The organism is Arthrobacter sp. AFG20, assembly GCF_002892795.1.
Taxonomy (GTDB): Bacteria; Actinomycetota; Actinomycetes; order Actinomycetales; family Micrococcaceae; genus Arthrobacter.
In genome coordinates this window covers 52,151-77,931 of sequence record NZ_PJMC01000002.1, presented here as the reverse complement: position 1 = coordinate 77,931, position 25,781 = coordinate 52,151, and the positions used below count along the sequence as shown (strand labels likewise).

Annotated in this window: 20 protein-coding genes; 16 read left to right on the top strand and 4 right to left on the bottom strand. The window is 61.8% G+C overall.

Annotation, left to right across the window (positions count from 1 at the left end):
- Positions 1-18 precede the first annotated feature (18 nt).
- Positions 19-1,170 carry a glycoside hydrolase family 88 protein gene (locus CXZ05_RS02320; protein WP_102971017.1) on the bottom strand — a complete coding sequence of 384 codons (1,152 nt, stop codon included), beginning with the start codon at positions 1,168-1,170 and terminating at the stop codon, positions 19-21.
- 171 nt (positions 1,171-1,341) lie between these two features.
- Between CXZ05_RS02320 and CXZ05_RS02315 the strand changes: the two genes are divergently transcribed.
- Positions 1,342-2,118: an IclR family transcriptional regulator gene (locus CXZ05_RS02315; protein WP_102971016.1), complete on the top strand. Its 777-nt coding sequence runs from the start codon at positions 1,342-1,344 to the stop codon at positions 2,116-2,118.
- On the opposite strand, the gene CXZ05_RS02310 is transcribed toward CXZ05_RS02315, so the two are convergent.
- On the bottom strand, positions 2,049-3,227 hold the full coding sequence (locus CXZ05_RS02310; protein ID WP_102971015.1) for an alcohol dehydrogenase catalytic domain-containing protein: 1,179 nt from the start codon (positions 3,225-3,227) through the stop codon (positions 2,049-2,051). The two genes, CXZ05_RS02315 and CXZ05_RS02310, sit on opposite strands and share 70 nt — an antisense overlap.
- Positions 3,228-3,706: 479 nt before the next feature.
- Between CXZ05_RS02310 and CXZ05_RS02305 the strand changes: the two genes are divergently transcribed.
- From CXZ05_RS02305 to CXZ05_RS02275, 7 genes are all read left to right on the top strand, one after another.
- Complete coding sequence (locus CXZ05_RS02305; RefSeq protein WP_219726522.1) at positions 3,707-5,056, top strand: MFS transporter; 1,350 nt, start codon at positions 3,707-3,709, stop codon at positions 5,054-5,056.
- Between the two features lie 117 nt (positions 5,057-5,173).
- Positions 5,174-6,364, top strand: coding sequence for a CaiB/BaiF CoA-transferase family protein (locus CXZ05_RS02300; RefSeq protein ID WP_219726521.1), 1,191 nt, complete (start codon positions 5,174-5,176; stop codon positions 6,362-6,364).
- Between the two features lie 92 nt (positions 6,365-6,456).
- A complete protein-coding gene (locus CXZ05_RS02295; RefSeq protein ID WP_102971013.1) occupies positions 6,457-7,944 on the top strand; it encodes an aldehyde dehydrogenase (NADP(+)) in 1,488 nt (495 codons plus the stop codon).
- A gap of 230 nt (positions 7,945-8,174) precedes the next feature.
- Entirely contained in the window at positions 8,175-9,872 is a 1,698-nt protein-coding gene (locus CXZ05_RS02290; protein ID WP_219726520.1) for a class I adenylate-forming enzyme family protein, read from the top strand.
- Positions 9,873-10,002: 130 nt separating this feature from the next.
- Positions 10,003-11,214, top strand: coding sequence for an acyl-CoA dehydrogenase family protein (locus CXZ05_RS02285; RefSeq protein WP_102971011.1), 1,212 nt, complete (start codon positions 10,003-10,005; stop codon positions 11,212-11,214).
- 276 nt (positions 11,215-11,490) lie between these two features.
- Positions 11,491-12,024, top strand: coding sequence for an acyl-CoA thioesterase (locus tag CXZ05_RS02280; RefSeq protein WP_102971010.1), 534 nt, complete (start codon positions 11,491-11,493; stop codon positions 12,022-12,024).
- A 106-nt stretch (positions 12,025-12,130) separates the two neighbouring features.
- A complete protein-coding gene (locus CXZ05_RS02275; RefSeq protein ID WP_102971009.1) occupies positions 12,131-13,096 on the top strand; it encodes a zinc-binding dehydrogenase in 966 nt (321 codons plus the stop codon).
- A 951-nt stretch (positions 13,097-14,047) separates the two neighbouring features.
- On the opposite strand, the gene CXZ05_RS02270 is transcribed toward CXZ05_RS02275, so the two are convergent.
- Complete coding sequence (locus CXZ05_RS02270) at positions 14,048-15,070, bottom strand: helix-turn-helix domain-containing protein (RefSeq protein ID WP_102971249.1); 1,023 nt, start codon at positions 15,068-15,070, stop codon at positions 14,048-14,050.
- 300 nt (positions 15,071-15,370) lie between these two features.
- Entirely contained in the window at positions 15,371-16,645 is a 1,275-nt protein-coding gene (locus CXZ05_RS02265) for an ROK family transcriptional regulator (protein WP_102971008.1), read from the bottom strand.
- Between the two features lie 248 nt (positions 16,646-16,893).
- Here CXZ05_RS02265 and CXZ05_RS02260 point away from each other — a divergent pair, with 248 nt between their 5' ends.
- The 8 genes from CXZ05_RS02260 (at position 16,894) to CXZ05_RS02225 (ending at position 25,761) form a co-directional block, all read left to right on the top strand.
- Complete coding sequence (locus CXZ05_RS02260; protein WP_102971007.1) at positions 16,894-18,027, top strand: Gfo/Idh/MocA family protein; 1,134 nt, start codon at positions 16,894-16,896, stop codon at positions 18,025-18,027.
- Between the two features lie 261 nt (positions 18,028-18,288).
- On the top strand, positions 18,289-19,752 hold the full coding sequence (locus CXZ05_RS02255; protein ID WP_258006409.1) for a sugar ABC transporter ATP-binding protein: 1,464 nt from the start codon (positions 18,289-18,291) through the stop codon (positions 19,750-19,752).
- Between the two features lies 1 nt (position 19,753).
- Complete coding sequence (locus tag CXZ05_RS02250) at positions 19,754-20,767, top strand: ABC transporter permease (RefSeq protein ID WP_102971005.1); 1,014 nt, start codon at positions 19,754-19,756, stop codon at positions 20,765-20,767.
- The gene (locus tag CXZ05_RS02245) at positions 20,764-21,783 is read left to right on the top strand and encodes an ABC transporter permease (RefSeq protein ID WP_102971004.1); all 1,020 of its coding nucleotides are present in this window, start codon (positions 20,764-20,766) and stop codon (positions 21,781-21,783) included. Before CXZ05_RS02250 ends, CXZ05_RS02245 begins: the two co-directional genes overlap by 4 nt.
- 273 nt (positions 21,784-22,056) lie before the next feature.
- A complete protein-coding gene (locus CXZ05_RS02240) occupies positions 22,057-22,980 on the top strand; it encodes a substrate-binding domain-containing protein (RefSeq protein WP_180987232.1) in 924 nt (307 codons plus the stop codon).
- 74 nt (positions 22,981-23,054) lie between these two features.
- Positions 23,055-23,894, top strand: a complete 840-nt coding sequence (locus tag CXZ05_RS02235) for a sugar phosphate isomerase/epimerase family protein (protein WP_102971002.1) — start codon at positions 23,055-23,057, stop codon at positions 23,892-23,894.
- On the top strand, positions 23,894-24,757 hold the full coding sequence (locus tag CXZ05_RS02230) for a sugar phosphate isomerase/epimerase (RefSeq protein ID WP_102971001.1): 864 nt from the start codon (positions 23,894-23,896) through the stop codon (positions 24,755-24,757). The genes CXZ05_RS02235 and CXZ05_RS02230 overlap by 1 nt, the downstream gene beginning before the upstream one ends.
- On the top strand, positions 24,754-25,761 hold the full coding sequence (locus tag CXZ05_RS02225) for a sugar phosphate isomerase/epimerase (RefSeq protein ID WP_180987231.1): 1,008 nt from the start codon (positions 24,754-24,756) through the stop codon (positions 25,759-25,761). The genes CXZ05_RS02230 and CXZ05_RS02225 overlap by 4 nt, the downstream gene beginning before the upstream one ends.
- Positions 25,762-25,781 lie beyond the last annotated feature (20 nt).

The following is a 25,781-nucleotide window of genomic DNA, read 5'->3' as shown; positions in this document are numbered from 1 at the left end:
CTGGGTTTCGGGGCGGGGTTATATGCGGCCGGCGGGGATGGACCCGGTGAGAACAGCCAACGATTCGAACAGGAAGTAGCTGCCGAAGATGAGTTCAACGTCGGTTGCTGCGTCTACGCTTCTGACTGTGCTTCTGCGGGTGAAGCAGCCTCCGGTCAGGATGCCGCTAGGCCGGGTGTCGTCCGGGCGGCAGGGCGTCAGGTAGCCGGAGACGAGTGCTGATGCCGTCTCTCGGCCAATTTGTGCGTAGCGTGAGCCGTCCTTGGCCCCCAAGGCATGACTGAGCCGGAGGAAGGCCGCAGTGGCTATGGCGCTGGCGGCAGTATCGCGGCTTGTGTCAGGTATGTCCGGGTCCGAGAAATCCCAGAAGGAAATTTTGTCCGCCGGAACGTTGTCGATCCACCAGTCAGCCGTGCGACGTGCGTATTCGCGCCACACGGGTTCAGCGGGGCGCACGACCGCAGCGTGGGCGCTGAAAATCATGGCCCACGCTTGGGCGCGGCCCCAAGTACTGGTGTTGCTATAGCCCTTGTGGGTATGGGTTTTCAGGACGGCACCTGTCGAGGGGTCCAGGGTGGATGACTGGACGACCGAGCCGTCCTCCCTCACGTGATTCTCGAGCACTCTTTGAGTGTGGCGGATGGCCACTTCCTCCACGCGGGCATCGCCCAGTTCGGATGCCGCCCAGAACAGGAGGGGGCTGGCCAGAAGAGAGTCGATGCTGCTTTCAGCCGCACCCGTCGAAGACGCCTCCTCGGCATCCTCACCCAAGGGTATGAGTCCGAGCCGTTCATCGAACATCTCTGCGAGGGACTTTGCCGCCTGCAGGGCTGTTTCGCGAGCGTGCGGATCGCCGGTGAGGAGGTCTCCTATTGCGGCGCCGCAGTAGAAGCCGTACCCCTTAAAGACGGTCTGTTTGAACATCCGTGGTGTGATCAGCTCAAGGGCGCGGTGTGCGTCCGTGAGGCTGAACCTGGCCGGGTCGATGCTGTTGGCCAGCCACAGCTGCCCAACCCAGCCGCCACCGGTCCAGTCCCCATCAGGGGTGATAGTCCATTCTCCGGTCTCCGTGTCCGCCCAGTGCGGAACACCGGGAAGCCCGGCGTCCCTAGTGGCCTGAATGCGTGTAAGCATCCGCGACTGGGCTTCCAAAAACTGTGACGACGACATGCAACTCCTTTGTTCAGTCGGTAAGACCGTGTCTGGTACGGTCTGTTGGTTGTGAAACGGGTGTATGATTCTGTCTGATACTTCAGACGGTGTCCGATATTTATAAAGCTTACTGTTTGGCCGGTGGTGCGTCTACCGGCCGACGACGCCCGACTCAGGATTGGGGAGAACATGAACCGCACCACCGCCCCCGCGCTTCGGCGGGGCCTGGATATTCTCGAGTTGTTTTTGGAGCCGAATAATGGTCTCCGTGTTCCCGAGATCACCGAGAAACTCGGTATTCCCCGGGCCAGCGCCCATGAGCTGGTTGGTGCCCTGGCGGATCGTGGCTACCTCCAGGCGGTTTCGGAACCACCGAGCCGTTACGTCCTCGGGGTCCGGGCGTTCCGCCTGGGCGGTGCGTACGAACGTGGACTGGACCTGGCTGCCCTGGGTCGGGACAGTGCCCGCAAGGTCGCCGCGGAGTGCGGAGAGACCGTGCAGATCGTCGTCAGGGAGGGACGGTTTGCCGTGTTCATCGTGCGGATTGACAGCACGCATTCCATTCGCCTTGTCTCCGATGTTGGGAGCAGTCTCCCCGCCCACTGCACCGCCGGAGGAAAGATGTTGCTGTCGTCATTGGCTCCCGAAGAGCTGGACGCCCTGTTTCCTGATGATGCGGCCCTTCCTGCCATGACTGCGCAAAGCATCAATAGCCGTGAGCGTCTGTTGGCCGAGCTGGCGACGACGCGGGAACGGGGATGGGCCGAGGAGAACAGCGAATCCAATGAGAATGTCGCCTGTGTCGCTGCCCCCATCTTTGACCGCTCCGGCGCCTGCGTTGCTGCCATGAGCATCTCCACCCCCACTCTGCGATGGGGCGAGAAGCAGAAGGAGGACTATGTCAAGCTGGTCGTCAAGGGGGCCCGGGAGATTTCGACGAACCTGGGGTCGCTGTCCACACGATAGTCCGGAGCGTCGGCTGAGGGCAGGATGACGGCGCGTCCCGTTGCTCCGGTGGACAGCGCTTCGTACGCTTCGTTGATCTGCGAAAGGTCGAACCTGTCGCCGACCAGCCGCTCCAGCGGCAGCTTGCCCGCCGTGTACAGCTCGAGGATCTTCGGTACCTGTACCAGGGTGTTGGAGGAGCCGTAGAGGCTTCCTATGATGCGCTTTTCCTGCTGGACGAGGGTGTTGACGGGAACCTCGAAGGATGTTCCTGCCCGGCCCAGACCCACGGCCACTACGGTGCCGGAGGTTCCGACGTTGTTCACTGCCTGGGCGAGAGTGGCGGGGATTCCAACCGCATCCAGCGCCCATTTGAGCCCCCTCGGGCATATCCGTGCGATCTCCGCTTCCAGATCCTCCGTCACAGGGTTGATCGTGTGCGTAGCGCCGACCTCGCGGGCAAGGTCGAGCCGGGCGTCGACGGTGTCCACTGCGATAATGGGATGCGCACCAATAAGGTTCAGACCCATGATGGCGCTCAGTCCGACCCCGCCGGCTCCGATGACGAGGGCCGCCTCCCCAGTGGAGTCCTTCATCAGATTCAGTGCTGCTCCAACGCCGGTAATGACGGCACATCCGGTAATGGCGGCGATTTCCGGCGGTATCTCCGATGAAATTCGGATCACGGAACGCTCGGAGACCACACATTCTTCAGCGAAACACGAAACGCCCATAAGGTGGTGGACCTTCAGCCCGTCCAGGCTCAGGCGTGAAGTCCCGTCCACGAGACCGCCCGTGCTTGCCTGCACCTTGCCGGCCACGCACAAAGCGGGGCGCCCGCTGGTGCAGAATTCACAGTCGCCGCAGCGGGGACGCCAGGTAGTGATGACAGAATCCCCCGGGGCAACTCGTGTCACGCCTTCACCGACGCTCACCACAATGCCAGCCCCCTCATGCCCAAGGACGGCAGGAAGCTTCCCGTTCAGGTCCCCGTTCATATAGTGAAGGTCGCTGTGGCACACCCCCGCCGCCTGGATGCGGATCCTGACTTCGCCCCGACGGGGAGGCTCCAGATCTACGTCTACGATGCGGAGCGGGGTCCTGGCCTCAAATAGGACGGCTGCTTTCATGGTGGTCTCCTCGTGGTGTGGATCATCCCGGCGGCCAGAATGGCACCGCTTCGCGGTTCATGCCTCTGGTCCCTCCGGTGCGGCCCTGCGCTGTGGTTAGTCGGTTCCGCAACTCTGCGTCCCAACCACAGCCGCGCGGTTCAATCGGGGCCCTCCCCGATTGTGTACGATATTTCAGACGGTGTCTGGAATAACAAACAGCCTAGTAATCATTCCCGGCGCCGTCAAGCACTTCGGAGGTCGGCATAATTCTTCATGCCCACTCACCTCGGGCCCGCTCGGCGCTTCCATGTCGCCGCTTACCGACAAGCAAGACGAGGGGGTTGACCTCGCGACTGACCCCGTGCAACGATTTGTCCACATACCAGAACCCGTCTGAAATATTAGACGCGCGGTTCGGTTGATTTTTCGGGAACGCAGATTACTAAGCCTTCCCACCCAAATGGCAAGGAGGCCATCGCATGTCCAGAATGTCCCAAATGCAGAAAGTCGGTTTGGCCAGTGGTGTGGGCACCACGGTCGAATGGTACGACTTCTTTATCTACGGCACGGCCGCAGGGCTTGTGTTCAACAAGATCTTTTTCCCCGACTTCGACCCGCTGGTCGGGACGCTGCTGGCGTTCGCCACGTTCTCCGCGGCATTTATCGCCCGACCACTGGGCGGAATCCTGTTCGGCCATTTCGGCGACCGGATCGGCCGGAAGTCCATGCTCATCATCACCTTGACGCTGATGGGCCTCACCACCCTGGCAATCGGCCTTCTTCCCACCTACCAGACCATCGGCGTCGCAGCGCCCATCGTCCTGGTCACCTTGCGCTTCGTGCAGGGACTTGCGCTGGGCGGCGAGGTCGGCGGTGCCATCCTGATGACCGTGGAGCACGCCCCTGCCAACAAGCGCGGCTACTACGGCAGCTGGGTACAGATGGGCGTTCCCGCCGGTCTGATGCTGGGCAACGCGGTCTTCCTTCTCATGGCGAGTCTGTCGTCCGAATCCTTCCTCGCCTGGGGATGGCGCATCCCGTTCCTGGTCGGCGGGGTCTTTGTGGTGATCGGTCTGGTTGTCCGTCTGAAGGTCGTTGAAAGTCCCGTATTTGACGAGCTGAAAAGGCAGGAAAAGACCGAGAAGATGCCCATCGCCGTCGTCCTTCGCCACTACCCGAAGCAGATTCTCCTGATCTGCGGATCCTACTTCGCAATCGGCGTCACCTTCTACGGGGCCACTGTGTTCGGCCTCAGCTACGGCGTCCAGACGGTCGGCTTCTCACGTAACGAAATGCTGAGCATCGTCCTGATTTCCATGGCCGTCACGTTCTTCGCCCTGCCCTTGTTCGGAAAACTGTCGGACAAACTCGGCCGCAAGCCCGTCTTCCTCGGCGGCGTCATCGCCATGCTCCTATTCACGTTCCCGTGGTTCTGGCTGGTCAACAGCGGCTCCTACATCCTGGCACTGCTGGGGTTCGTGGTCTTCTGCCTCGCATTCTCCACCTCCTACGGACCGCTGGCCGCGTTCTTCGCCGAGGCATTCGAGACGAAAATCCGCTACACCGGCATCTCCTTCGGCTACACGATCGGCACCCTCGCCGCCAGTGCCCCGACACCCATTGTCGCCGCATACGTGATCGCCGAGACCGGATCCTATGAAGGCGTAGCCCTGTTCATGATTGCCATGTGCGTCATCTCGGTGATCTGCGTGATCGCCATGAAGGAAACCCACCGGCTGGGTCTTTCCGAGCTCGGAAAGAAATACGACCAGGAGCCGCCGGCCGCCGGCGCGGACAGCACGCACAACGCCGACACAACCAGCCAGCACCTGAAGACCCCCCTCTAGGAACCACCGTGGCCTCGAAAAACTGCCCGGAGGCCCACACACAGCCGCGGCCAGCACGGGCAAACCGTCCGTAGCCCGGGCCACGACCACACATCGCATGAACAAGGAGTAACCCACGTGATTGAAGCATCAACGCGAGCAATCGACAGCCCGCAGATTAGCGGCGCGGACGTCAGCGACCCGGCAGGTCCCCTGGCCGGAATCAGGGTGCTGGACATGACCCGCCTCGCGCCCGGACCCTACGCGAGCATGCTTCTGGCCGACCTGGGCGCCGAAGTAATCGTCATCGGCGGAGGCCGCTCCGGCCTCCCGGTTCCGTCACTGTCCCGGGGAAAGGAATTCATCGCCCTTGACCTCAAGAGCGATGACGGCCGGCAGGCCCTGCGCCAGCTGGTCTCCGAAGCCGACGTCTTCATGGAGGGCTTCCGCCCAGGCGTGGCGGACAGGTTGGGCGCAGGCTACGGGGAGCTGTCCGAAATCAATCCCGGCCTCGTCTATTGCAGCGTCACGGGTTACGGCCAGACCGGGCCACTGGCCCAGCGCGCCGGGCATGACATCAACTACCTTGCCGCTGCCGGGGCCCTAGGGACGTTTGGGCCGGCCGGCCAGCCGCCGGTTCCTCCGTTGAATCTTGTCGCCGACCTGGGCGGCGGGGGCATGCTCTCTGCCTTCGGCATCGTCAGCGCCCTTTACGAGCGGTCCAACACGGGCAAGGGACGCTATATCGACTCAGCCATGGTGGACGGGGTCCTGTCCATGATGGCGATGAACTTTGCTGACTGGCACACCCCGACGCTGCCCCGCCGGGGCGAGGGTGTCCTGACAGGCACCACACCGTTCTACCGGTGCTACAGCTGCTCAGACAACCGCTATGTAGCGGTCGGAGCCCTCGAAACGGCCTTCTTCGCAGAACTGTGGAACACCCTTAACCTGGGGGCAGTACCGGACCATTTCGACCGGGCAACGTGGCCGTCCATCGAAGAGTCACTCACTGGCGCATTCGCCACAAAAACGATGGGGGAGTGGGCCGGAATCTTCGCCGAGGTCGACGCCTGCGTCACCCCCGTCCTGGAGCCACACGAACTGGCCTCGTTCGAGCAGATCATCAGTCGGGATCCCGGCTTCACCCTGGATTCGGTACCCGTGATTCCGGCGTTCCACGACGGTCCGGAACGCCGCCAGACCGACATGGAGCCGCGCACCGAAAAGGTGCTGGTCCGTCAGGGCCTTGACCCTGAACTCGCAGCCAGGGTCGCAGCCCAGAGCGACCGCACAGCCGTCACCGGCCTCAGCTGGCCGCCCCTGTAAAGCGGAACCGGCAAACTATCCACTCCAAATCCACCGGAGAGCGCCGTGCATTGCAGTGCGCACCACTCCCGCCAATGATGACCGAGGAACCCATGGCACTGACCAGTACCACACCCGCCCCCACCAGTACCGACAGGCTTAACAGCATTCTTGCCCGGGCAGCAGACGCGGCCGGCATCTGGGCTGAGACCACTCCCCAGGAGCGCGCCACAGTACTCCTGTCCGTCGCCGACCAGCTGGACAGCGCGGCAGACGAACTCATCGAAACCGCCCACGAGGAGACCCACCTCTCCCAAGCCCGGCTGAGAGGTGAACTGAAACGCACCACCTTCCAGCTACGGCTATTCGGCGAAGTCCTGGAAGAAGGAAGCTACCTGGACGCACGGATCGATCATGCCGATCCGATCTGGGGCATGGGGCCGCGGCCCGAGATCCGGCGCACTCTGGAGCCCCTAGGTCCCGTGCTCGTGTTCTCAGCCAGCAACTTTCCGTTTGCCTTCAGCGTCGCAGGCGGAGACACCGCCTCCGCTCTGGCCGCAGGCTGCCCCGTTATCGTCAAAGCACATTCGGGTCATCCCCGGCTCTCAGAGCGAACGGGAGACGTCGTGGCAGCCGCCCTCGCACATGCCGGAGCCCCCACAGGGCTCTTCGACGTCATCTTCGGCACCCAGGCCGGACGCGACGCGCTGCTTGATCCAAGGGTGAAGGCCAGCTCATTCACCGGCTCCATCCCCGGCGGCCGGGCACTGTTCGACCTCGCCAACTCCAGGCCTGACCCGATTCCCTTCTACGGAGAACTGGGCAGCGTCAACCCCACCTTCGTCACCCGCGCAGCCGCCCAAAAGAGGAGCGGACAGATCGTGACCGACTTCGTGAACTCCTACACGCTCGGAGCGGGCCAGTTCTGCACAAAACCGGGCATCCTGCTCGTACCTGCCGAATCAGACATCCCCGGCCGCCTCGCTGCCGCCGCGCACCCCGCCGCCGCCGTGCTGCTGAACGAGCGCATCCAGTCCGGTTACGTCGAAGCCCTGCAGGCACTCAGCGGACACGACGATGTTGAGCCCCTGGTCCTGGGGCCGGCAGCGTATGAGAACCCGCCGGCGCCGACCCTCCTGCACACCACCGCAGCCCGTGTACTGGCAGAACCCGAGGAACTCCTCGCGGAGTGCTTTGGTCCGGCCGCCCTCGTGGTCAGCTACGAGGACGAATCCGAACTGCTCCAGATCGCGCGGATCATCGACGGACAGTTGACGTCCACCGTGCACGGGGAAGACGACGATGACATCGCCCCGCAACTGATTCGCCTGCTCGCCCGCAAATCCGGGCGTATCCTATGGAACCAATGGCCGACCGGCGTGTCGGTCACCCACGCCCAGCAACACGGCGGCCCCTACCCGGCGAGCACCTCAGTGACATCCACGTCCGTCGGAACCGCCTCCATCTTCCGTTTTCTGCGACCTGTCGCATATCAGGGCCTGCCCCAGCACCTCCTGCCCGGCCAACTGCAGGACACCAACCCCCTGCGCATCCCCCGCAAGATAGACGGCCGGCTTCAGAACCCAGACTACAAAGTCTGAGACCGGCGAGGCCCGCCCATCGGTGACTACCCGGATCCAGATTCTGCCGTGAGGCTCCCCCGCCCGCTTGCGATGTGACCCCACCCACGCTAGCGTTCTATATATCAATCACTGATCGATATGTCAGACGCACCGAAGAAACCCACTTCGAGCCCTCTGATTCACGACTATTTGCAGTTCTGGCGCGATCAACGCGATCAGTGTTCTGCATTCAGAAAAGGTTCCACATGATGACTGAGCAGCGCTGCCGGCCGACGGCCGCCGAACCTGTTGCACGGCGCGATATCGACGCTTACTCGCCGCCCTGGGCCGACTTCGCGGCGTTCTTTCGGCACCGGAAGGACGATGACCGGACGTTCCTGATCGCTGTCAGCCGAGGCCAGGGAACACGGGCGGAATGGAGCGTAGGTCAGTGGCGGAACGCGGTCTACAACGTGGCCGACCAACTGAGCCGGCATGGTGTTAGGGCCGGTAACAGCGTCGCCGTTCTGGCTCACAACTCCGCGGAGACGCTGGCTCTGACCTTCGCGGTGTGGCTGCTCGGCGGCTGCCTGGTTCCTCTTGACCCACGGGACGGCGACGAGAGACACGAGGAAATCCTCCAGGAGTGCGGAGCGCGATGGATAGGCGTGGATTCGGGTGTGGAATCGGTTGCCCGGGCGCGTCGTCATGCGTCTGCGGATACGATCGTCGTTGGCGGTCTGATGTCCACTCAGCGGCGGGAACATCCCGCGGTGATCGGAGGACCGCTGGACGCTCCGGCCCTGCGCATGCACAGCAGCGGCACCAGCGGTCGCCCCAAAGCAATCATCATCCCGATGCGCAGCATACTGCTCAACTGCCATGCAATGCAGGAAGCCTTCGGCTGGACGCCGGAAACGAGGGTGCTGACCGTACTGCCCATAAGCCATGCCAACGGCTTGCTCATCAACAGCTTCCTGCCCTGGTTCGTCGGGGGATCCACGGTGCTGGTCGATAAGTTCCAAGGAAGCACGTTCTGGCACATCGCCGCCGAAACACGGGCTACGACAAGCAGTATCGTGCCGACCGTGCTGGAATATCTGCTCGCCGGTGAGGCCGGGGACCACCCTGCGCCGCTAATGAAGGAAGTGATCTCCGGAAGCGGTCCGCTGCGCTCCACTGCCGCATCCGAATTCGAGCAGCGCTTCGGGATACCGGTTCGGCAGCTGTACGGCCTGTCAGAGACCACAGCCGTCTTGACCGCCACACCGCCACGGACGGGCGGAAATCTTGAACCACGGCTTCGGAAATCCATCGGCACGGCCGTTCCTCATGCCCAGGTGGACGTCGTAGACTCCAACGGGATCCCGTGCGGCCACGGCGTGCGGGGGGAAATAGTGGCACGCGGCGGCATGCTCATGACCGGCTACGCCAACAATGACGCCGCGAACACCAAAGCATTCAGTGGTGGCTGGTTCCACACCGGGGACCGCGGATACTGGGAACGCGCGGCCGATGGAAAGATCTGGTATTTCCTGGAAGGACGTCTGAAGGAAAGTATCGTCCGTGGAGGCCTGAATATCGCGCCCCAGCTGATCGACGAGGTCGTCGCAACCCACCCGCTGGTCCAGAGCGCCGCAACGGTTCCCTTCGCCAACCGCTGGCAGGGTGAGGAAATCGCCGTGTTCGTGATCGCCAGCGGGGATCTGACCGAAGCAGAGCTTCTTGCCTGGTGCGCCGAACGGCTCGAGCCGAACATGTGCCCGAAAGTCGTCATCTTCGGATCCGAGATGCCCTCGACAAGCGTGGGAAAAATCCGCCGCAGTGCTTTGGCCCTGCAGTTGGCCGGCGAGCTCGCCCGCTTCTGGGAAACGTCCTTCCGCACCGAAACTCGGGGCCACCGCCCGGCCGCCGTCGTCCCTGAGCGCAGGGCGGACACGCAGAGCCCTTTACCTGCCGCCCAATGACCAATCTGACTACGCATCCGGGACCCACGACGGGCCCGGCCATCACACATAAATCGAAACGCCCAGGAGAGAGACAAATGACAACGATCACCACCGTAACCCCCGGTACCCGCAGCATCGGAGCAGGCGCATGAGCATCGCGACCGCCTTCGCCCCCGAGCAGGTCCTGGCCCACGTCGAAGACTTCGCCACCAAATTGGCCGAGCGGGCAGAAACCATGGATAGAAACGCCAAATTCGATAAGCAGATTCTGGACGAAGGCGCAGCGCTGGGTCTCGTGAAACTGATCTTTGACGAGAATCTGGACCTGGACCTGTCGCGGATGCCGCTGGTTCATGATGTGACGGAGCGCATCGCCAGTGTCTGCCCCCCTGTAGCAATGGAACTTGGCGTCATGCGGCTCGTGGCCTATCTGCTCTCGCGATATGCGGCTCCGGCCGTCAAAGAACGCTGGCTGCAGCCCACCATCGAAGGCCGCGCCTACGGCTCCTTCGCCCTCACGGAGCCGCAGGCAGGAACGGACCTTCGCGGCATGCTGACGGTGGCGCGCAGGGACGGTGACAATTACATCCTCAGCGGCCAGAAATGCTGGGTCGGGTTCGCTCCCGTAGCGTCCTACGCCATCGTTCTGTGCAAGCTGGAGTCCACCGACAGAGACGCCCCCACCATCGCGCTCGTGGTCGACATGTCCAGCAAGGGAGCCTCGGGCGAGCCGGGCCCGGAGCTCTCGGGTTTCCGCGGCCTGACCAACGGCGCCCTCCGCTTCGACAACGTCGTGGTCCCCGCAGGGAATGCCCTCCAAGTGGATGGCTTCGCCGGCATGATGGACGGCCTGAACATGGCACGCATTGACGCCGCCTCCTACGCCTGCGGTCTGCTGCGTGCTGCCCTGGAAGTCAGCGTGGAACGAGCAGCTACACGCACCGCATTCGGCAAGCGCATCGGCGACCTGCCCAGCATCCAGATCAAGCTAGGCCGGATGCGCGCTGCCTACCACACCGCCAGGGAACTCGCGATGCGCGCCACCGAAACCTACATGCAGGGCACCGGGGGAGACCAGGACATCATCTCGATAGCCAAGATGACCGCCAGCGACCTCGCCCGCGAACACACGGACCAGGCCATGCAGGTCTTCGGCGCATCGGGCCTCATCGCCTATTCCCGGGTCGAACGGCTGCACCGGGACGCCAAAGCGACCCAGATCTTCGACGGCACCAGCGAAATCCACGAAACAATGCTCGGACGCCGACTGGTCAACGCATTCGCCAAGGACGGCCACGGCGGCTCCTACATGCCCTCCTGGAAGACCGGGCAGCCAGCCGAGACCCCTACCGGCGCGTAGCCGCACGTCCGAAAATTCTGCTCTAGTCAGGCAACCTGGCTCGGGATCGGACCTCCGTTGTGCACGCTCCCGGCGGAGGTCCGGCCCAGGGCCCGATCGCAACCCAAGATGGCTTCCACACACCCGAATGGTGTTCTTCGCGCGGCGCCCGTCAGCGTTTCGACAACCGATCCACCGGCCGCGGCCCCGGGACGCGAAACCATCACCAGCCGATTCCAGCCCGGATCCGCGCAGCAACAATCCGTACTCCACGCCCACAGATCCAAGGAAGACGAAATGAACCGCACGGAAAACCCTCTTGAGGAGGTCGTCGACGAAAATGGCAGACTGTCCATGAGGGTACTCATGACGCCGGACATGGTTAATTTTTCAGGGAAAGTCCACGGCGGAGTCCTGCTCAAGTACCTTGACCAGGTCGCATACATCTGCGGGACCCGCTACGCCGGCACCTACGTCGTCACCCTTTCAGTGGACCGCGTGGACTTCATCGCACCCATCCAGGTCGGTGAACTCGTAACGTTCCAGGCCTCCGTCAATTACACCGGACGCACGTCACTGGAAGTCGGAATCCGGGTTCTTAGCGAAAATCTCCAGGAGCAAAGCGTCAGGCACACAAACAGCTCGTACTTCACCATGGTGGCCATAGGCGACAACAACAAACCCACGCCCGTGCCCGAATTCAAGCCCTCCGACACCATCGAAAGGAGGCGCTTCCAGGAAGCCCACCAACGACGGAACGATAGGATGCGCCGAGCGCGGATCAGACGGGACCGGAGGGAACGGAACCCGCTGGATCTGCTGCCCGCCTGATCCACGGTGCCCAGGACCGTGGCTGGTCCGTACCGTTAAACCCTCACACAAGATGCCTACCCAAGACGGGGCGGGCCAGAGACTCAGCCCGAGAAGGCAGACAAGAATGCGTGCTGTTTATGCAACATCGCTAGCCCCTGATGACCCACTTGCCGGACTCGCGATCGGGGACCTGCCGGACACCGAATCTCCAGCCAAGGGCTGGGAGAAGATCACGCTCAAAGCCTCCGCCCTGAATCATCACGACCTGTTCTCCCTCAAAGGCGTTCTCGGCAAAGAGGATCTGCCGATGGTGCTGGGCTGTGACGGCGCGGGAGTGGATGCGGCCGGCAACGAGGTGATTATCCACCCGGTCGTTGCAAGCCCTGGATGGCGTGGCGACGAAACACTGGACCCTGAACGCACAGTCCTCTCGGAACGGCATCCGGGAACCATGGCGGACCACGTCTGGGTGCCTGCAGGAAGCACAGTCCCCAAACCAGCGGAACTGAGCTGGGAAGAAGCCGCCTGCCTGCCCACCTCCTGGCTGACTGCCTATAAAATGCTGTTCTCCGTCTCTCCTGCGGCGCCCGGATCCACCATCCTGATCCAAGGGGCCGGCGGAGGGGTCTCCACAGCGTTGACATCGTTGGCAGCAGCTAGCGGGTTCCGGGTGTGGGTTACCAGCCGCAGCCATGAAAAGCGGCTCCACGCATTGACTCTCGGGGCGGAACAGGTTTTTGATTGCGGTGCGAGGCTCCCAAACAGGGTGGACGCCGTCTTTGATTGTGTGGGGCAGGCAACGTGGGCGCATAGCCTCAAGGTGCTGCGAGCCGGCGGGGCCGTCATCACCTGCGGGGCAACCTCGGGCAGCGTTGCAGCAACCGACTTGAATCGGCTCTTTTTCACCCAACTGAAGATCCTTGGCTCCACCATGGGCACCAGGGACGAACTCGAAAGACTCACCCGGTTCCTTGCGGGAACCGGGATACGCCCAACGATCGACACTGTACTGCCCCTTGGCGAAGCTCTTAAAGGCTTCAGCAAAATGCTTGAAGGCAACCTGATCGGAAAGATCGTCTTCACACATTGACCTGAATGAAGCGGCGCGACCCGCGTCGGGGAGGCGATAAACAGGGAGTCACGGAGTGCGTAGTGTCCGTGGAACTCATCGCCCTAGGTTTAAGTAATAACCGCTATTAGCATCCCGACGTGCTATTCAAACGCCGATAACCGAGATTCGATCAACCTGCAGCGAGCCTGCGGCTGACCGCGGGCAGCCCCATCGGCTGCAGGGGATCCATGCGGTGTGCATCGTCAGCCCGCACACGATCTGGAAATCGTTCATACCAAGCATGTCAAGGCGCATCGGCACCAACTGTAGTCTGTCCCTAGTCACGAATATCTAATGGGGGAATGATGCGGTTCGAGCGTTCAGCAGGGATCTTTAAGGCAGGGATTCTGATGGCCATTGGTGGCCCAGTCCTCGGTGCACTTGGAGCAGTCATCGCCGCCCCAAACGGCGCTGTCATCCATACCGGGAACGTAAATCGCGGGGGTTGGTAATCGGTTTGATCATCGCTGCCGTTGGTGGACTCCTCACCGTGGCCGGTTACATTATGATTCTCGTCGCGGTGCATCGCGCTTTGGTCAAGATCGATGCTGTTCCCGTGCGTCAGCAGCCGCGGGCAGGGCAGGGGTCAACCCATGCCGCATCTGACTTGTCGCATTAATCAGTGCTCCAGCCATATGCCGCGCCACGGCAAAGCTCACGTCAGCAGTGTCATGTTGGGGTGCACTTCAGCCTGTTGTTCGCCAGCTCCAACCGGATGCCGGTCGCGCAAGCACGGGTTGCAAGGCCTGGTCAATGAGGCACTAACGGTCCTTGGGAGTCTCACCGCATTGAGCGGCTGTTGCTATTACTGTCATCAAGCAGTGCTGCGACACGGTGAAAGGCTGGACATGACCTCGCCGATAGGTCGTACGCGGTTTTGACCAGGGCCCGGGTTGCCGTCTATTTACGCTTCCCCAGCGTGGTTAGGCGTTAGGGGTTAGTGACCTCCCGCAGGCGTTGCAGTGCGTCACGAACGACGGTCTCGGAGCGATGAATCTCCCTCACATTCATCCCGGTGAATTCTTTTACTGCACGGCGCAGGCTTTGCACGTTGGTGAATCCGCATGATCTCGCTATTTCTGAGTAGGTGATCCTTTGGGCGCCGGCCTGAAGGAGGAGCTCGAGGGCCTTGCGCGTTCTCAAGGCGCGAATACGCTCACCCAGGCGGAGTTCCTCATTCTCGAAGAAGTAGAACAGAGAGCGACGGGAGAGATTGAACTTTTCGGCGACCATCGCCACATCGAGATTGGGGTTGTCGTAACTGGCATCAAGGTATTTCTTCACCGCGCGACTTAGGGCCGGTTTCTGTGCCGCCTCGTCGACCGGAGTTTCAAGCAGGGAGCCCACAAGAGTTGCCATCACGGAACGGAGGATGTCTGCTGTTCCCGGTGCTTCGCGGTCGATGCCTGGCCGCTTCCAACTCATCAGCGCAGGGATCACGAAAGTGCCCACAATTGGGTGCTTCGCGAGGTCAGGCAGGCGAAGCAGGGAGCGCAGTTCGGCCTCACTCACATTCAGGCTGCTGCGGTCGATGTTGAGCTGCAAGGCGTGAAAACCTTCGGGAGCATCGAAACTTCCGCCCAGGGAGGTATCGATGAACCTGACGGCGCCTGGTGATACTGGCTCAGGCACCCCGTGGAGTGCGAGGGTTAGCCCCGTCGCCTTACGGAAGTAGGCCAGGCGCAAATCTGCGGCGTCGGGATTCGGCGCCCACGAACCCAATGCGGGGCCGTTGACCATTTCTATGAGGCTGAAGCCTGGCCCGTTGAGATTAATGGCTGCAGGATTGAAGGACACGGGAGTCTGACGTGCCGACTTTTCCAACCGCATCGGGGTTTCCACGGCACTGCCGTACCATGTTCGCCAGTGTTCGAACCTTTGTTCGGGATTGAGCCCCTCCGGCACTGCATATCGTCGCAGACGGCCGCTACTTCCGTTAGCAGCTTGAGGCATGCGATCCTCCTTCACCAGCTGAACCATCATGGCGGCCCTGCCAGTTGCCACGTTTTGAGGAAGCGGTTGCGGGGGCTCATAAGACTGGCCGAAGGGCCTCAGCTGTTAGCCTTATTTTACCTGTTGCAGTTTTGATTGGTGCGTTGATGGGGTTTGCTATCGGCCGCCCTCACGGGAGAATTGGCGCCCCAGAGGCCTGGGTGAGCATGCCCTGAAGCGGGCGGGCGCTGGGAGAAATGACCAGTCGGCCGCTTTACACCCTGGCCCGGCTGTCTTCCGCCTCTTCATTGGGAGCCGGGGTCAAGGAAATGCGGCTTGCAGTTGTTTGGCCGTCACGTTACGGAGCGGTTGGGATGTCTGGGCGGCGTGCCCCACTTTCTGGAGATCGTCAGTATCATCGTGTCCGCCGGAATTCAGCCTGGTTGCGAGGTCGTTGACTCGGTGAGGGGCGAGGGCGTATTCGATGGCCAAGATGCTGGCACCAACCACTCCGGCTTCCGGCCCGGTTTCGGATTGGGTGATATTCAGGTGCTGGGTCGCCAACGGTGTTGAGCGTGCGTAAACCGTTTCGCGGATCCCGGCGATCAAATGTTCTCCGGATTGTGCAAGGGATCCGCCCACGACAATCAGGGAGGGGTTGATGAAGCTCACGCACATGTTGAGCATTTCCCCGATGTCGCGCCCGGCCTGGCGGACGGCTTGAATCGCGGCCAAATCACCGGAACGGACGAGTGTGACTACGTCGTTTCCGGAGATGGCCTCGAGCCCGTTATCGCGGAGCTGCGCGGCGATGGCCGGGGCGCCTGCTATGGCCTCAAGGCAGGCACTTTTGCCGCAGCGGCATAGTATTCCTGCTCCTCTAGAAACAGCGATATGGCCGACGTCTCCAGCGACCCCTGCCGCGCCTCGCTGCAATATTCCTCCACTCACAACCCCCGAGCCAATACCGGTGGCGACTTTAAGGAAGATCATGTTGTCCTCATTGGGCCAGCGCGTCGCCCGCTCCCCGAGGGCCATGAGATTGACGTCGTTATCGACGAGGACGGGAACGTCAAAGGTTTGCTGAACGTACGCGGGGACATCGAATCCGTCCCATCCGGGCATGATCGGGGGGCTGATCGGCTTTCCGGTGGAGTGTTCTACCGGACCGGGTAGCCCGATGCCGACGGCGAGGATATCTGCTGCTGGGCGCTTCATCTCTTTCAACTGGCCTGTCAGCGTCATCGTTAGCCAGTCCAGGACAGGTTCCGGTCCGGACGAAATCTCAAGTCGTTCAGTGTTTTCGATGATCACCCTTCCCGAAAGGTCGGTGACAGCCATGGTCGCGTGCGTGGCGCCGACGTCAGCGGCGGCGGCCAACCCTGCACCCGGATTGAAGGCTAGCCGTGCTGAGGGGCGGCCCCCGGTGGAAGGCGCACCCGATACGGGTGCAACCAGTCCGAGCCTTAGGAGCGGCTCCAGGCGGGAACTGATGGCACCTCGTCCCAAGCCAGTGATTCCGGCCAGGTCCGCCCTGGTTCGCGGGCGTCCGTCCCGCAGGATATGCAAAAGTTCGCCGGGGCCGCCGTTATCCATGTCTCTCCATTTCGGGGCGCAAGAAGTGAATCGTGAAACTGAGGTCTTGACACACCAGGCTCACACGACCCCGAGGGGCCCTTATCTTCACCCAGTGTCGGGCGCCTGCACGTCCCCGTCCACTCGTTGATGCCCGCAGCATCAAAAAGTGCAACTTCGGTGTGCATTCCGTGCCCAACAGCGTCAAAAGGTGCACACTTTTGCTGGATGACTGACGAAAGCCCTGTGGGGCGTGTCACTGTTTCGGCATGGAAAACCACAGAACCACGACAGCCCCCTCCCGGTTACGGGCCGGGTTCGTCGGCGCCGGGTTCATGGCTGAGGTACACAGCCGAGCCGCCCGTGCTGCCGGTGCGGAAATCGCCGGCATCGCGTCCTCGAGCCCTGCCAGTGCCGCCCGCGCCAAAGACCGTCTGGGCATCGCGCAGGCCTACGCCTCCGTCCAGGACCTCATCGAGGACGATGCGATCGATGTCATCCACGTGTGCACCCCCAACGCGACCCATCTCCCGGTAGCGGACGCAGCGCTGAAGGCAGGCAAGCACGTTGTCTGCGAGAAGCCTCTGGCTACCAATGTGCAGGATGCCGCCCATCTGGTGGAGCTGGCCGCGAACGCCGGAACGATCGCGACGGTTCCTTTCGTCTACCGGTTCCACCCCATGGTTCGGGAAGCCCGGGAACGCATTGCCTCCGGCCAGACGGGGCGGATCTCTACCATCCAGGGGTCCTACCTTCAGGACTGGCTGCTGTCCCGGGACGACGACAACTGGCGGGTGGACGCCGGCCTCGGCGGGCCGTCACGCGCGTTCGCTGACATTGGCTCCCACCTGTGCGATCTGATCGAATTCGTCACCAATGACCGGATCACCCGCATTGGCGCTGTTAGCCGAACGCTGTTTACCGGCCGGGCCAACCACGAGGAGGTCCAGACTGAGGACCTCGTTGCAGCGGTATTCGCAACCGACGCCGGCGCTGTGGGAAACCTTCTGATCAGCCAAGTCGCGCCGGGCCGGAAAAACCGGCTGATGATGGAGATCTCCGGCACCGAAAGTACCGTGCAGTTTGACCAGGAAGCACCGGAGACATTGTGGCTAGGCAAACGGGGCGGCTCCCAGCTGCTCGTCCGCGACCCGGAGGCCCTGGGAGCCGACGCGGCGCGGTTATCTGTTCTCCCTGCGGGGCACCCGCAGGGTTATCAGGATGCTTTCAATGCGTTTGTTGCAGATACCTACGCCGCAATCGACGGAGACCTCCGCGACGGCCTTCCCACCTTCCACGACGGCCTTAGGTCAGCCGTCCTCACCGAAAGCATCCTCGAATCCAGCAAGTGCGGCGAGTGGGTCGACGTCAAAAAGATGAAAGAACTAGAAGGAGTGCAGTAATGAGCCAGGCATGTGCTCGGGCGCAGGGTAATCAGGATGCGTTCGATGCCTTCGTCTCCGGCACGTGCCGCCATTCTTACAGGTGCATTGCTCGGGTCTCACCAAACCGGCGCGAGGGTGGAGTCCCCTTGCGTGTCCCATCCTTCTCCCTGACGTCATAACGTTCAGGTCCAGCTAGCTCAACGAGGAACTACGATGACCGAATCAATAGCTGTAACAGGCCATGAGGCCACGGCGACGCCGCTCGTCAGCGTCGCTGGTGTGTCCAAGCGCTTTGGCGGCGTAATCGCGATCAAGCGCACCGATATCACCCTTTACCCTGGCGAGGTCCACGCTCTGCTCGGTGAGAATGGCGCGGGCAAGAGCACCTTGGTGAACATTCTCGCAGGCATCGTGCAACCGGACGCCGGCACGCTTACCGTCAACGGCGATACGATCACGATCCATAATCCGCACGCAGCGCGCGCGCTTGGCATCTCCGTAGTGCACCAGCACCCCGTAGTGTTTCCGGACCTGACAGTAGCCGAGAACATCATGTTTGCCGCGGCTCCGCCGCGTACCAGTCTGCACACCCTGGATTGGAAGGCCGTACAGGCCAACTCCATCCGGGCAATGGAGCGCCTCCAGGTGAAACTGGATCCGCGTGAACTTGTGCAGAATCTTTCGGCGGCAGATCAGCAGTTGCTGGAGATCGTCAAGGCTCTGAGTGACGACACCGCGTTGCTGATTCTTGATGAACCGACCGCCGCTCTTTCCAAGCACGAAGTCGACCACCTGATGGAGGTGATCCGCCGGCTTAAGAGCCAGGGCGTCGCAATTCTCTTCGTCGGCCACCGGCTCGACGAAGTCTTTGAACTGGCCGACCGCGTAACTGTCTCCCGGGACGGGACGACCATCATCTCCGGACCCGCAGCCGAGTTCACACCCGAATCCGTGGTCACTCACTTGGTCGGGCGGACCCTAGAGAGTGTCTTTCCCAAAGAAGACGTCGAACTCGGGGATGTGCACCTCGAAGTGCGTGACTTCACCCGCAAGGGGGCGTACGAAAACGTCAACTTCACCGTGCGAAAGGGCGAAATACTTGGCCTGGCCGGGTTGGTGGGAGCTGGCCGCACGGAGATCTCCCGCGGCATCTTCGGCCTGGACCCCGTGGACTCCGGAGAAGTCCTGATCGGGGGCAAGCCCGTACGCATCGTCGGACCGGGCGATGCCATGAAGCACAAGATCGCCTATGTGCCCGAAGACCGGACCCGTGAGGGTGCCGTCCTGGAGCAGTCGATCAGCTTCAACCTTTCGCTGGCCGTTTTGGACACTCTTTCCTCGTTCGGTCTGGTCAAGAGCAAGAGCGACAGGGAATTGTCCGCCGATTACATCAAACGCCTGGGTGTCCGGACCAGTGGCCCTGAGCAACTAATCTCGGCGCTTTCGGGCGGAAACCAGCAAAAGGTTGTCCTGGGCAAGTGGCTGGCGACCAACCCTGAGATCCTCATCCTCGACGATCCCACGAAGGGCGTTGACGTCGGGGCGAAGTCTGAGGTCTACAAGATCGTCGGGAGAATGGCCCAGGCCGGGCTGGCAATCATCCTGATTTCCAACGAGCTCGAAGAACTGCTCTCAGTCTCCGACCGCGTTATTACCTTCTATCGCGGCGCCCAAGGCCGCGAGTTCACCGAACGGCCCTTCGACTCCGAAACCGTTCTCGCTTCGATGACAGGACAGCATTAGGATGTCGCTCCAAACCGAAACACTTCAGAAACCGGCATCCCAGCCGTCGTGGAAAAGATTCGTTGCCCGGCGCGAGATCAGCCTGCTTGCCGTACTCGCGTTCCTGTTCATTGTGTTCAGTGTGCTCAGTGACCGATTCGCGAGCGTGAACACGGTAGGTCAGATCCTGAACAACATGGCGATAGTCGTCATCGTCGGCATAGGCCTCGCACTCGTGCTCCTGACACGCAACATTGATGTATCAGTAGGATCCATGGTGGGGCTGACCGCCTACTTCGCCGCGGATTTCGCGGTCAAGAACCCGCAGTTGCCGATCATCATCGTCGTCCTGGCCTCGTGCCTGCTCGGCCTGGTGCTGGGCAGCATCAACGGGATCATCATCGCAACTTTGCGCGTCCCCTCTATCATGGTCACCCTCGGAACCTTGTATATCTACCGAGGTATTGACTCAATTCTCGCCGGCAGCAACCAGGTCACGGCCCAAAGTCTGCCGAGTGGATACGGGGACCTCGCATCCTGGAGTCTGTTCGGGATTCCCGGCTTGGTGCTATACGCCTTCGTCATCGCGTTTGCCGCCCACATCTTCATCCGACACACCTTCACCGGGCGCTCCTTTCTCGCCATCGGAAGCAACCCCCTCGCCGCCGACAAGATGGGCATCCCTGCGAAGCGCCGCATTTTTGTCGCATTCGCCATCTCCGGGCTGCTCTGCGGCTTGGCCGGAGTGCTGTGGGGAGCCCGCTACGGCACTGTCGATTCCTCCGTCGCCTCCGGCTACGAAATCGTCGTCCTCGCCGCAGTAGTTGTTGGTGGCATCAGTGTCAATGGAGGCAGCGGAACGATCGGCGGTGTCATCATCGGGGCGGCCATCCTCAGCGTGATCTCGACCGGACTTGCCTTGGTCAACGTCTCTCAATTCTGGCTCCAGGCCATTCAGGGCGCCGTGATCATTGCGGCCATCGTTTCCGATTCGATCATCCGAACCCGCGTCGAAGCTCGAGGAGTGAAAGCATGAGCACCCAAACCCTAACCTCCCCACCTACTCAGGGCGCCAAAGTACGTCGCCGCGGGCTGCCTACCTGGTTCGGGGCGTGGGAGATATCTCTGTTGGTCCTGGTTGTTCTCGTAACAGTCATGGCCTCCATCAGCACACCCTATTTCGCGACCGGATCAAACTTCGCTATCACCGCGGGCGGCGTGATCGGACTGGCGCTGATGGTGATTCCCATGACCCTGCTGATGATCGCGGGGGAGATCGATTTGTCCATCGCTTCCGTCTTCGGCCTCACCGGTGTCGTGTTCGGCCTCTGCATCGAAGGCGGGATTCCCCTCCCCGTTTCGATCGTCATTGGCCTGGTCCTGGGAGCCGTGGCCGGCTTCATCAACGGATGGTTAACCGTGGCCTTCGGGCTCCCGTCATTGGTCGTGACGGTCGGGACCCTCGGACTTTATCGTGGCATCGCGTACATTCTGCTCGAAAGCCGCTCTATCAGCGCGCTGCCCGTCGAATTCACGACCTTCTCCCAGGCCAACATTTACGGCACGTACATCCCTTACACCTTTGTGCTGTTTGTATTGATGGCTGTCTTCGCAGCCGTCGTCCTGCACCGCGGGGCATTCGGCCGCAAGACCTTCGCCGTCGGTTCCAGCGCTGTGGTATCCCGATACTCCGGTATCCCCGTACGGCGAATTAAGATCACACTTTTCTGCCTCTCCGGCACAGTGGCCGCCCTTGCAGGGATGCTGTACGCCGGTTACGTCAGCAGCGCCCGCGCCAACAACGGCACTGGCCTGGAGCTGAGCGTGATCGCCATAGTGCTCATCGGAGGTGTGAGCATGTTCGGCGGCAAGGGTTCCTTCGCCGGCGTCACGCTCTCCCTGGTGCTCGTCACCGTGCTGACCAGCTGGATGAACCTCGGGTTCCTCCCCACCAACGTGCAGAACACCGTTATCGGCGTTCTCATGATCGCCGCGGTCGTGGTTCCTGTGGTTGCCAAAAAAATCAGCGACAGCAGGCCGCTCCGTGCGTGAATCTCTTGTCCTCCTCAATCAACGGCGATTGGACCCCGATGAACCAAGACCCCTAAAAACGTCTGCCAGAGAAGACTCTGTGACGAAGCAGCACATCGCGACCAAGACACATCCGGACTCACCACGCTCAAGAAAGAATCCCTGATGCACAAAAAAATTACCGCCACAGTGGCTGCGGTTACTCTTGCAGCCGGACTTGCCGCCTGCGCCCCTACGAACGGCGCCGCCCCCGCAGCAGGGGGAGGCAACACGAAGTCCCTCAAAGACTGCACTATGACCATGATCCCGAAGAACACCGACAACCCGTTCTTCGCGGCGGGCGCATACGGTGCGGACGAAGCCGCAACCGACATGGGCGGCAAGAAGATCAACTACACCGGTACAGCTCAGCCCGATGTGCCGGGGCAGATCCAGCGGATCCAAAGCGCTTCCCAGCAAGGAAGCTGCGGAATCGCCGTGTCCGGCCTCGACCCGGACGCGCTTGCACCTGCCTTGACGGCCGCTGCGTCCCGCGGAACGAAGGTAATCAGCTACGACGCCGACGTTAAAAAGGACGCCCGCGCGTTCTGGGTTGCCCCGGCGACGGACGCATCCCTCGGCGTCGCCCAGTTCAAGCTTCTCGCCAAGCAGATGGGCAACAAGGGCAACTACGCAATCATCTCCGCGCAGAGCACGGCGGCAGGCCAAAACGCCTGGATCGCCGCAGCCGCCGAAGAAGCCAAAAAGCCGGAGTACGCCGGCATGAAGCTCGTCAAGACGGTCTACGGCAACGACGTCCCGCAGACGTCCTACGACGCCGCCGTTTCCCTCTTCCAGGCTTACCCTGAACTCGACGGAATCCTCGCACCTACCCCGGTTTCACTGCAGGCTGCAGTGAAGGCGAAGGCCGACCAGAAATTCAACCCGAACCTGGTCATCACCGGTCTCGGCTGGCCGCCCTCTGACGGCGCTCTTCTGAAGAGCGGGGCCGTTAAGTCCTTCGTCCTGTGGAGCCCACGGGACATGGGCTACCTCTCGTACTACGCCATGGACGCTCTCCTCAGCGGCAAGATCACCGGAAAAGAAGGGGACACGTTCGAGGCGGGCCGGCTCGGTAAGCGCACCATCGGAGCCAATGGCGAAGTAGACACTGGCGAACCGCTCGTCTTCACTGCAGAAAACGTCGACAGCCTGATGGACCACTTCAAAACCAAGTAATCGAAGCAGCCTTCCGGTGCCGGCTGAAGCAAGGCAACTCTTCAGCCGGCACCATCTTTGAATCGGAGTAGACCATGTTCCGCTACACCTACAACACTCTCGTCTATGGCCACGAGCCGCTGGAGATCGGTATCGCCAGGCTTGCAAAGTTCGGCTATGACGGCGTCGAATTTGTTGGTGAGCCCTCGGAGCACGACGCCCGGGAGATCACCGAACAACTAAAGAAGAACGATGTGGTGGCGTCCTCGATCATCAGCATCTTCACGCCCGAGCGCGACATCGTCAGCTCTGACGAAGGCACACGCCGGAATGCTATTGCTTACGTCAAAGGAAACGTTGACTACGCCGCTGCCCTCGGCGCCGACGTCGTCACCTTCACACCCACCGCCTGCATGAAGATTTCCCCTGAGACGGAACTCGCTCAGGAATGGGCTTGGGCCGTCGAAGCGGCCCGGTCAGTCGCCGGCTACGCCGCAGATCGCGGGATCAGCATCGCCGTCGAACCTTGGAACCGTTACGAGACGTACCTCATTAACAGGGCCGGTAAAGCGGCCGATTTCGTCGATGAAGTCGGCGCGCCCAACATCGGCGTGATGGCCGACACCTTCCACATGAGCATTGAAGAACCAGATATCGCTGAAGCCATCCGCACGATTGGACACCGCCTGGCCCACGTGCACTTGGCTGATTCGAATCGAGCGGCGCCGGGCTACGGACATCTTGACTTCACGCCGATCATCCAGGCGATCTCCGACGTCGACTATAACGGCTGGATTTCGTACGAACTGCTGCCGCCGGCCGGTGATGTCTGGAGTGTTCTGTCCGGCGGGGGAGCCCCGGAATTTCTTGATACCTATTCCGAAGCATCGATCAGGCACACTAAGGCCATCGAAACCAAGCTGGGGCTTCGCTAATGGTAAATCAGCTGGGCCTCAGCACGTTCGTATTAGCTTCCCCGTTCTCCGACAACGAGGGGAGTGCCTTCGACCTGGCAGCTCAGATGGGATATGAGCTGATCGAGGTATGCGTCGAAGATCCCGAGCTTTTGACGGCGCAGGCCCTCAACGCCCACGCGGCCCGCACCGGGCTCGCTGTCGGCATTTGTGGGGCGTTCGGCCCTGACCGTGACGTGTCGGCGGAGGAAGCCGGGCGCCGGCAGGCCGGCATCGACTACCTCAAGACCTGCATCGACCTGGCGGCCGCGGTCGGTTCCCCTCACGTAGCTGGCCCCATGTACGCCCCTACCGGGCAAACACGATTGCTTGATGCGGCCGACAGGGCCGCGCAGTTAAAGCGCGCAGCGGACAGCCTCCGCGAAACCGCAGAATACGCCGCCGGATGCGGGATACGGTTGGCCATCGAACCATTGAACCGTTTTGAAACCGACCTGATCAACACCACCGAACAAGCCCTCCAACTCGTCGATCTCATCGGTGCCGACAATGTCGGCCTGCTGATCGACACGTTCCACATGAACATCGAGGAGAAAAGCCTCGGCGACGCAGTGAGGCTTGCGGGCTCAAAGGTTTTCCACGTTCAGGTATCCGAGAACGACCGCGGAACCCCCGGATCAGGGCACGTGCCGTGGGCGGTGTTCTTCACGGCGCTAACCGACATTAACTACGACGGACAAATCGTCGTCGAATCCTTCCTCCCCTCGGTAAAGGAGATCGCCCGGGCCGTTTCGCTCTGGCGGCCTGTAGCACCATCCATGGACGACCTCGCTAAAGATGGGCTCGCCTTCCTCAAAAAGTCCCTAGCCGGAGGTGCCAAATGACCTTGCCAGTGACGCTTTTCACCGGACAGTGGGCGGACCTGACTCTCGAAGAAGTCGCCAAATACGCGAGTGAGTGGGGCTACGACGGCCTCGAGATCGCCTCCTCCGGCGAACATCTGGACGTGTGGCGTGCCGCCGAAGACGACGACTACCTGCAAGGCAGGGTGGACATTCTCGACCGGTACGGACTAAGGGTATGGGCCCTGTCGAATCATCTGACGGGCCAGGCTGTCTGCGATGACCCCATCGATTTTCGGCACAAAGCCATCCTGCGCTCAAAGGTATGGGCAGACGGCGAAGCCGAGGGCGTGCGGCAACGCGCGGCAGAAGAGCTGAAGCTCACGGCCAAGGCCGCGAACAGGCTCGGAGTGGACACCATCACCGGCTTCACCGGCTCGAAGATCTGGCCGTATGTTGCGATGTTCCCGCCCGTCGGCGCCGACGTTATTGACGCCGGCTACGAGGATTTCGCAACCCGCTGGGGCCCCATCCTCGACGTCTTTGACGGGGAGGGTGTGCGGTACGCCCACGAGGTTCACCCCGGCGAGATCGCGTATGACTACTGGACCTGCATGCGAGCCCTCGAAGCCGTCGGCCACCGAACCGCTTTCGGATTCAATTGGGATCCCAGCCACATGATGTGGCAGGGTACAGACCCCGTGGGCTTCATCGTCGACTTCGCCGAACGCATCTATCACGTCGATTGCAAAGACACGCGCCTCCGTCCCAAGTCCGGCAGGACGGGCGTCCTCGGATCCCATCTGCCCTGGGGCGACCCACGCCGCGGCTGGGACTTCGTCTCCACCGGCCATGGCGACGTGCCATGGGAAGACGCCTTTCGCGCGCTCCGGGCGGTCGGCTACTCGGGCCCCATCTCCGTCGAATGGGAAGACGCCGGCATGGACCGCCTGCACGGTGCCAAAGAAGCAGTGGGATTTGTCCGTTCGCTGCTCTGGGACCTCCCAACGGCATCTTTCGATGCCGCCTTCAGCAACCAGAACTGATCTAAGCAACAGAAGTAACA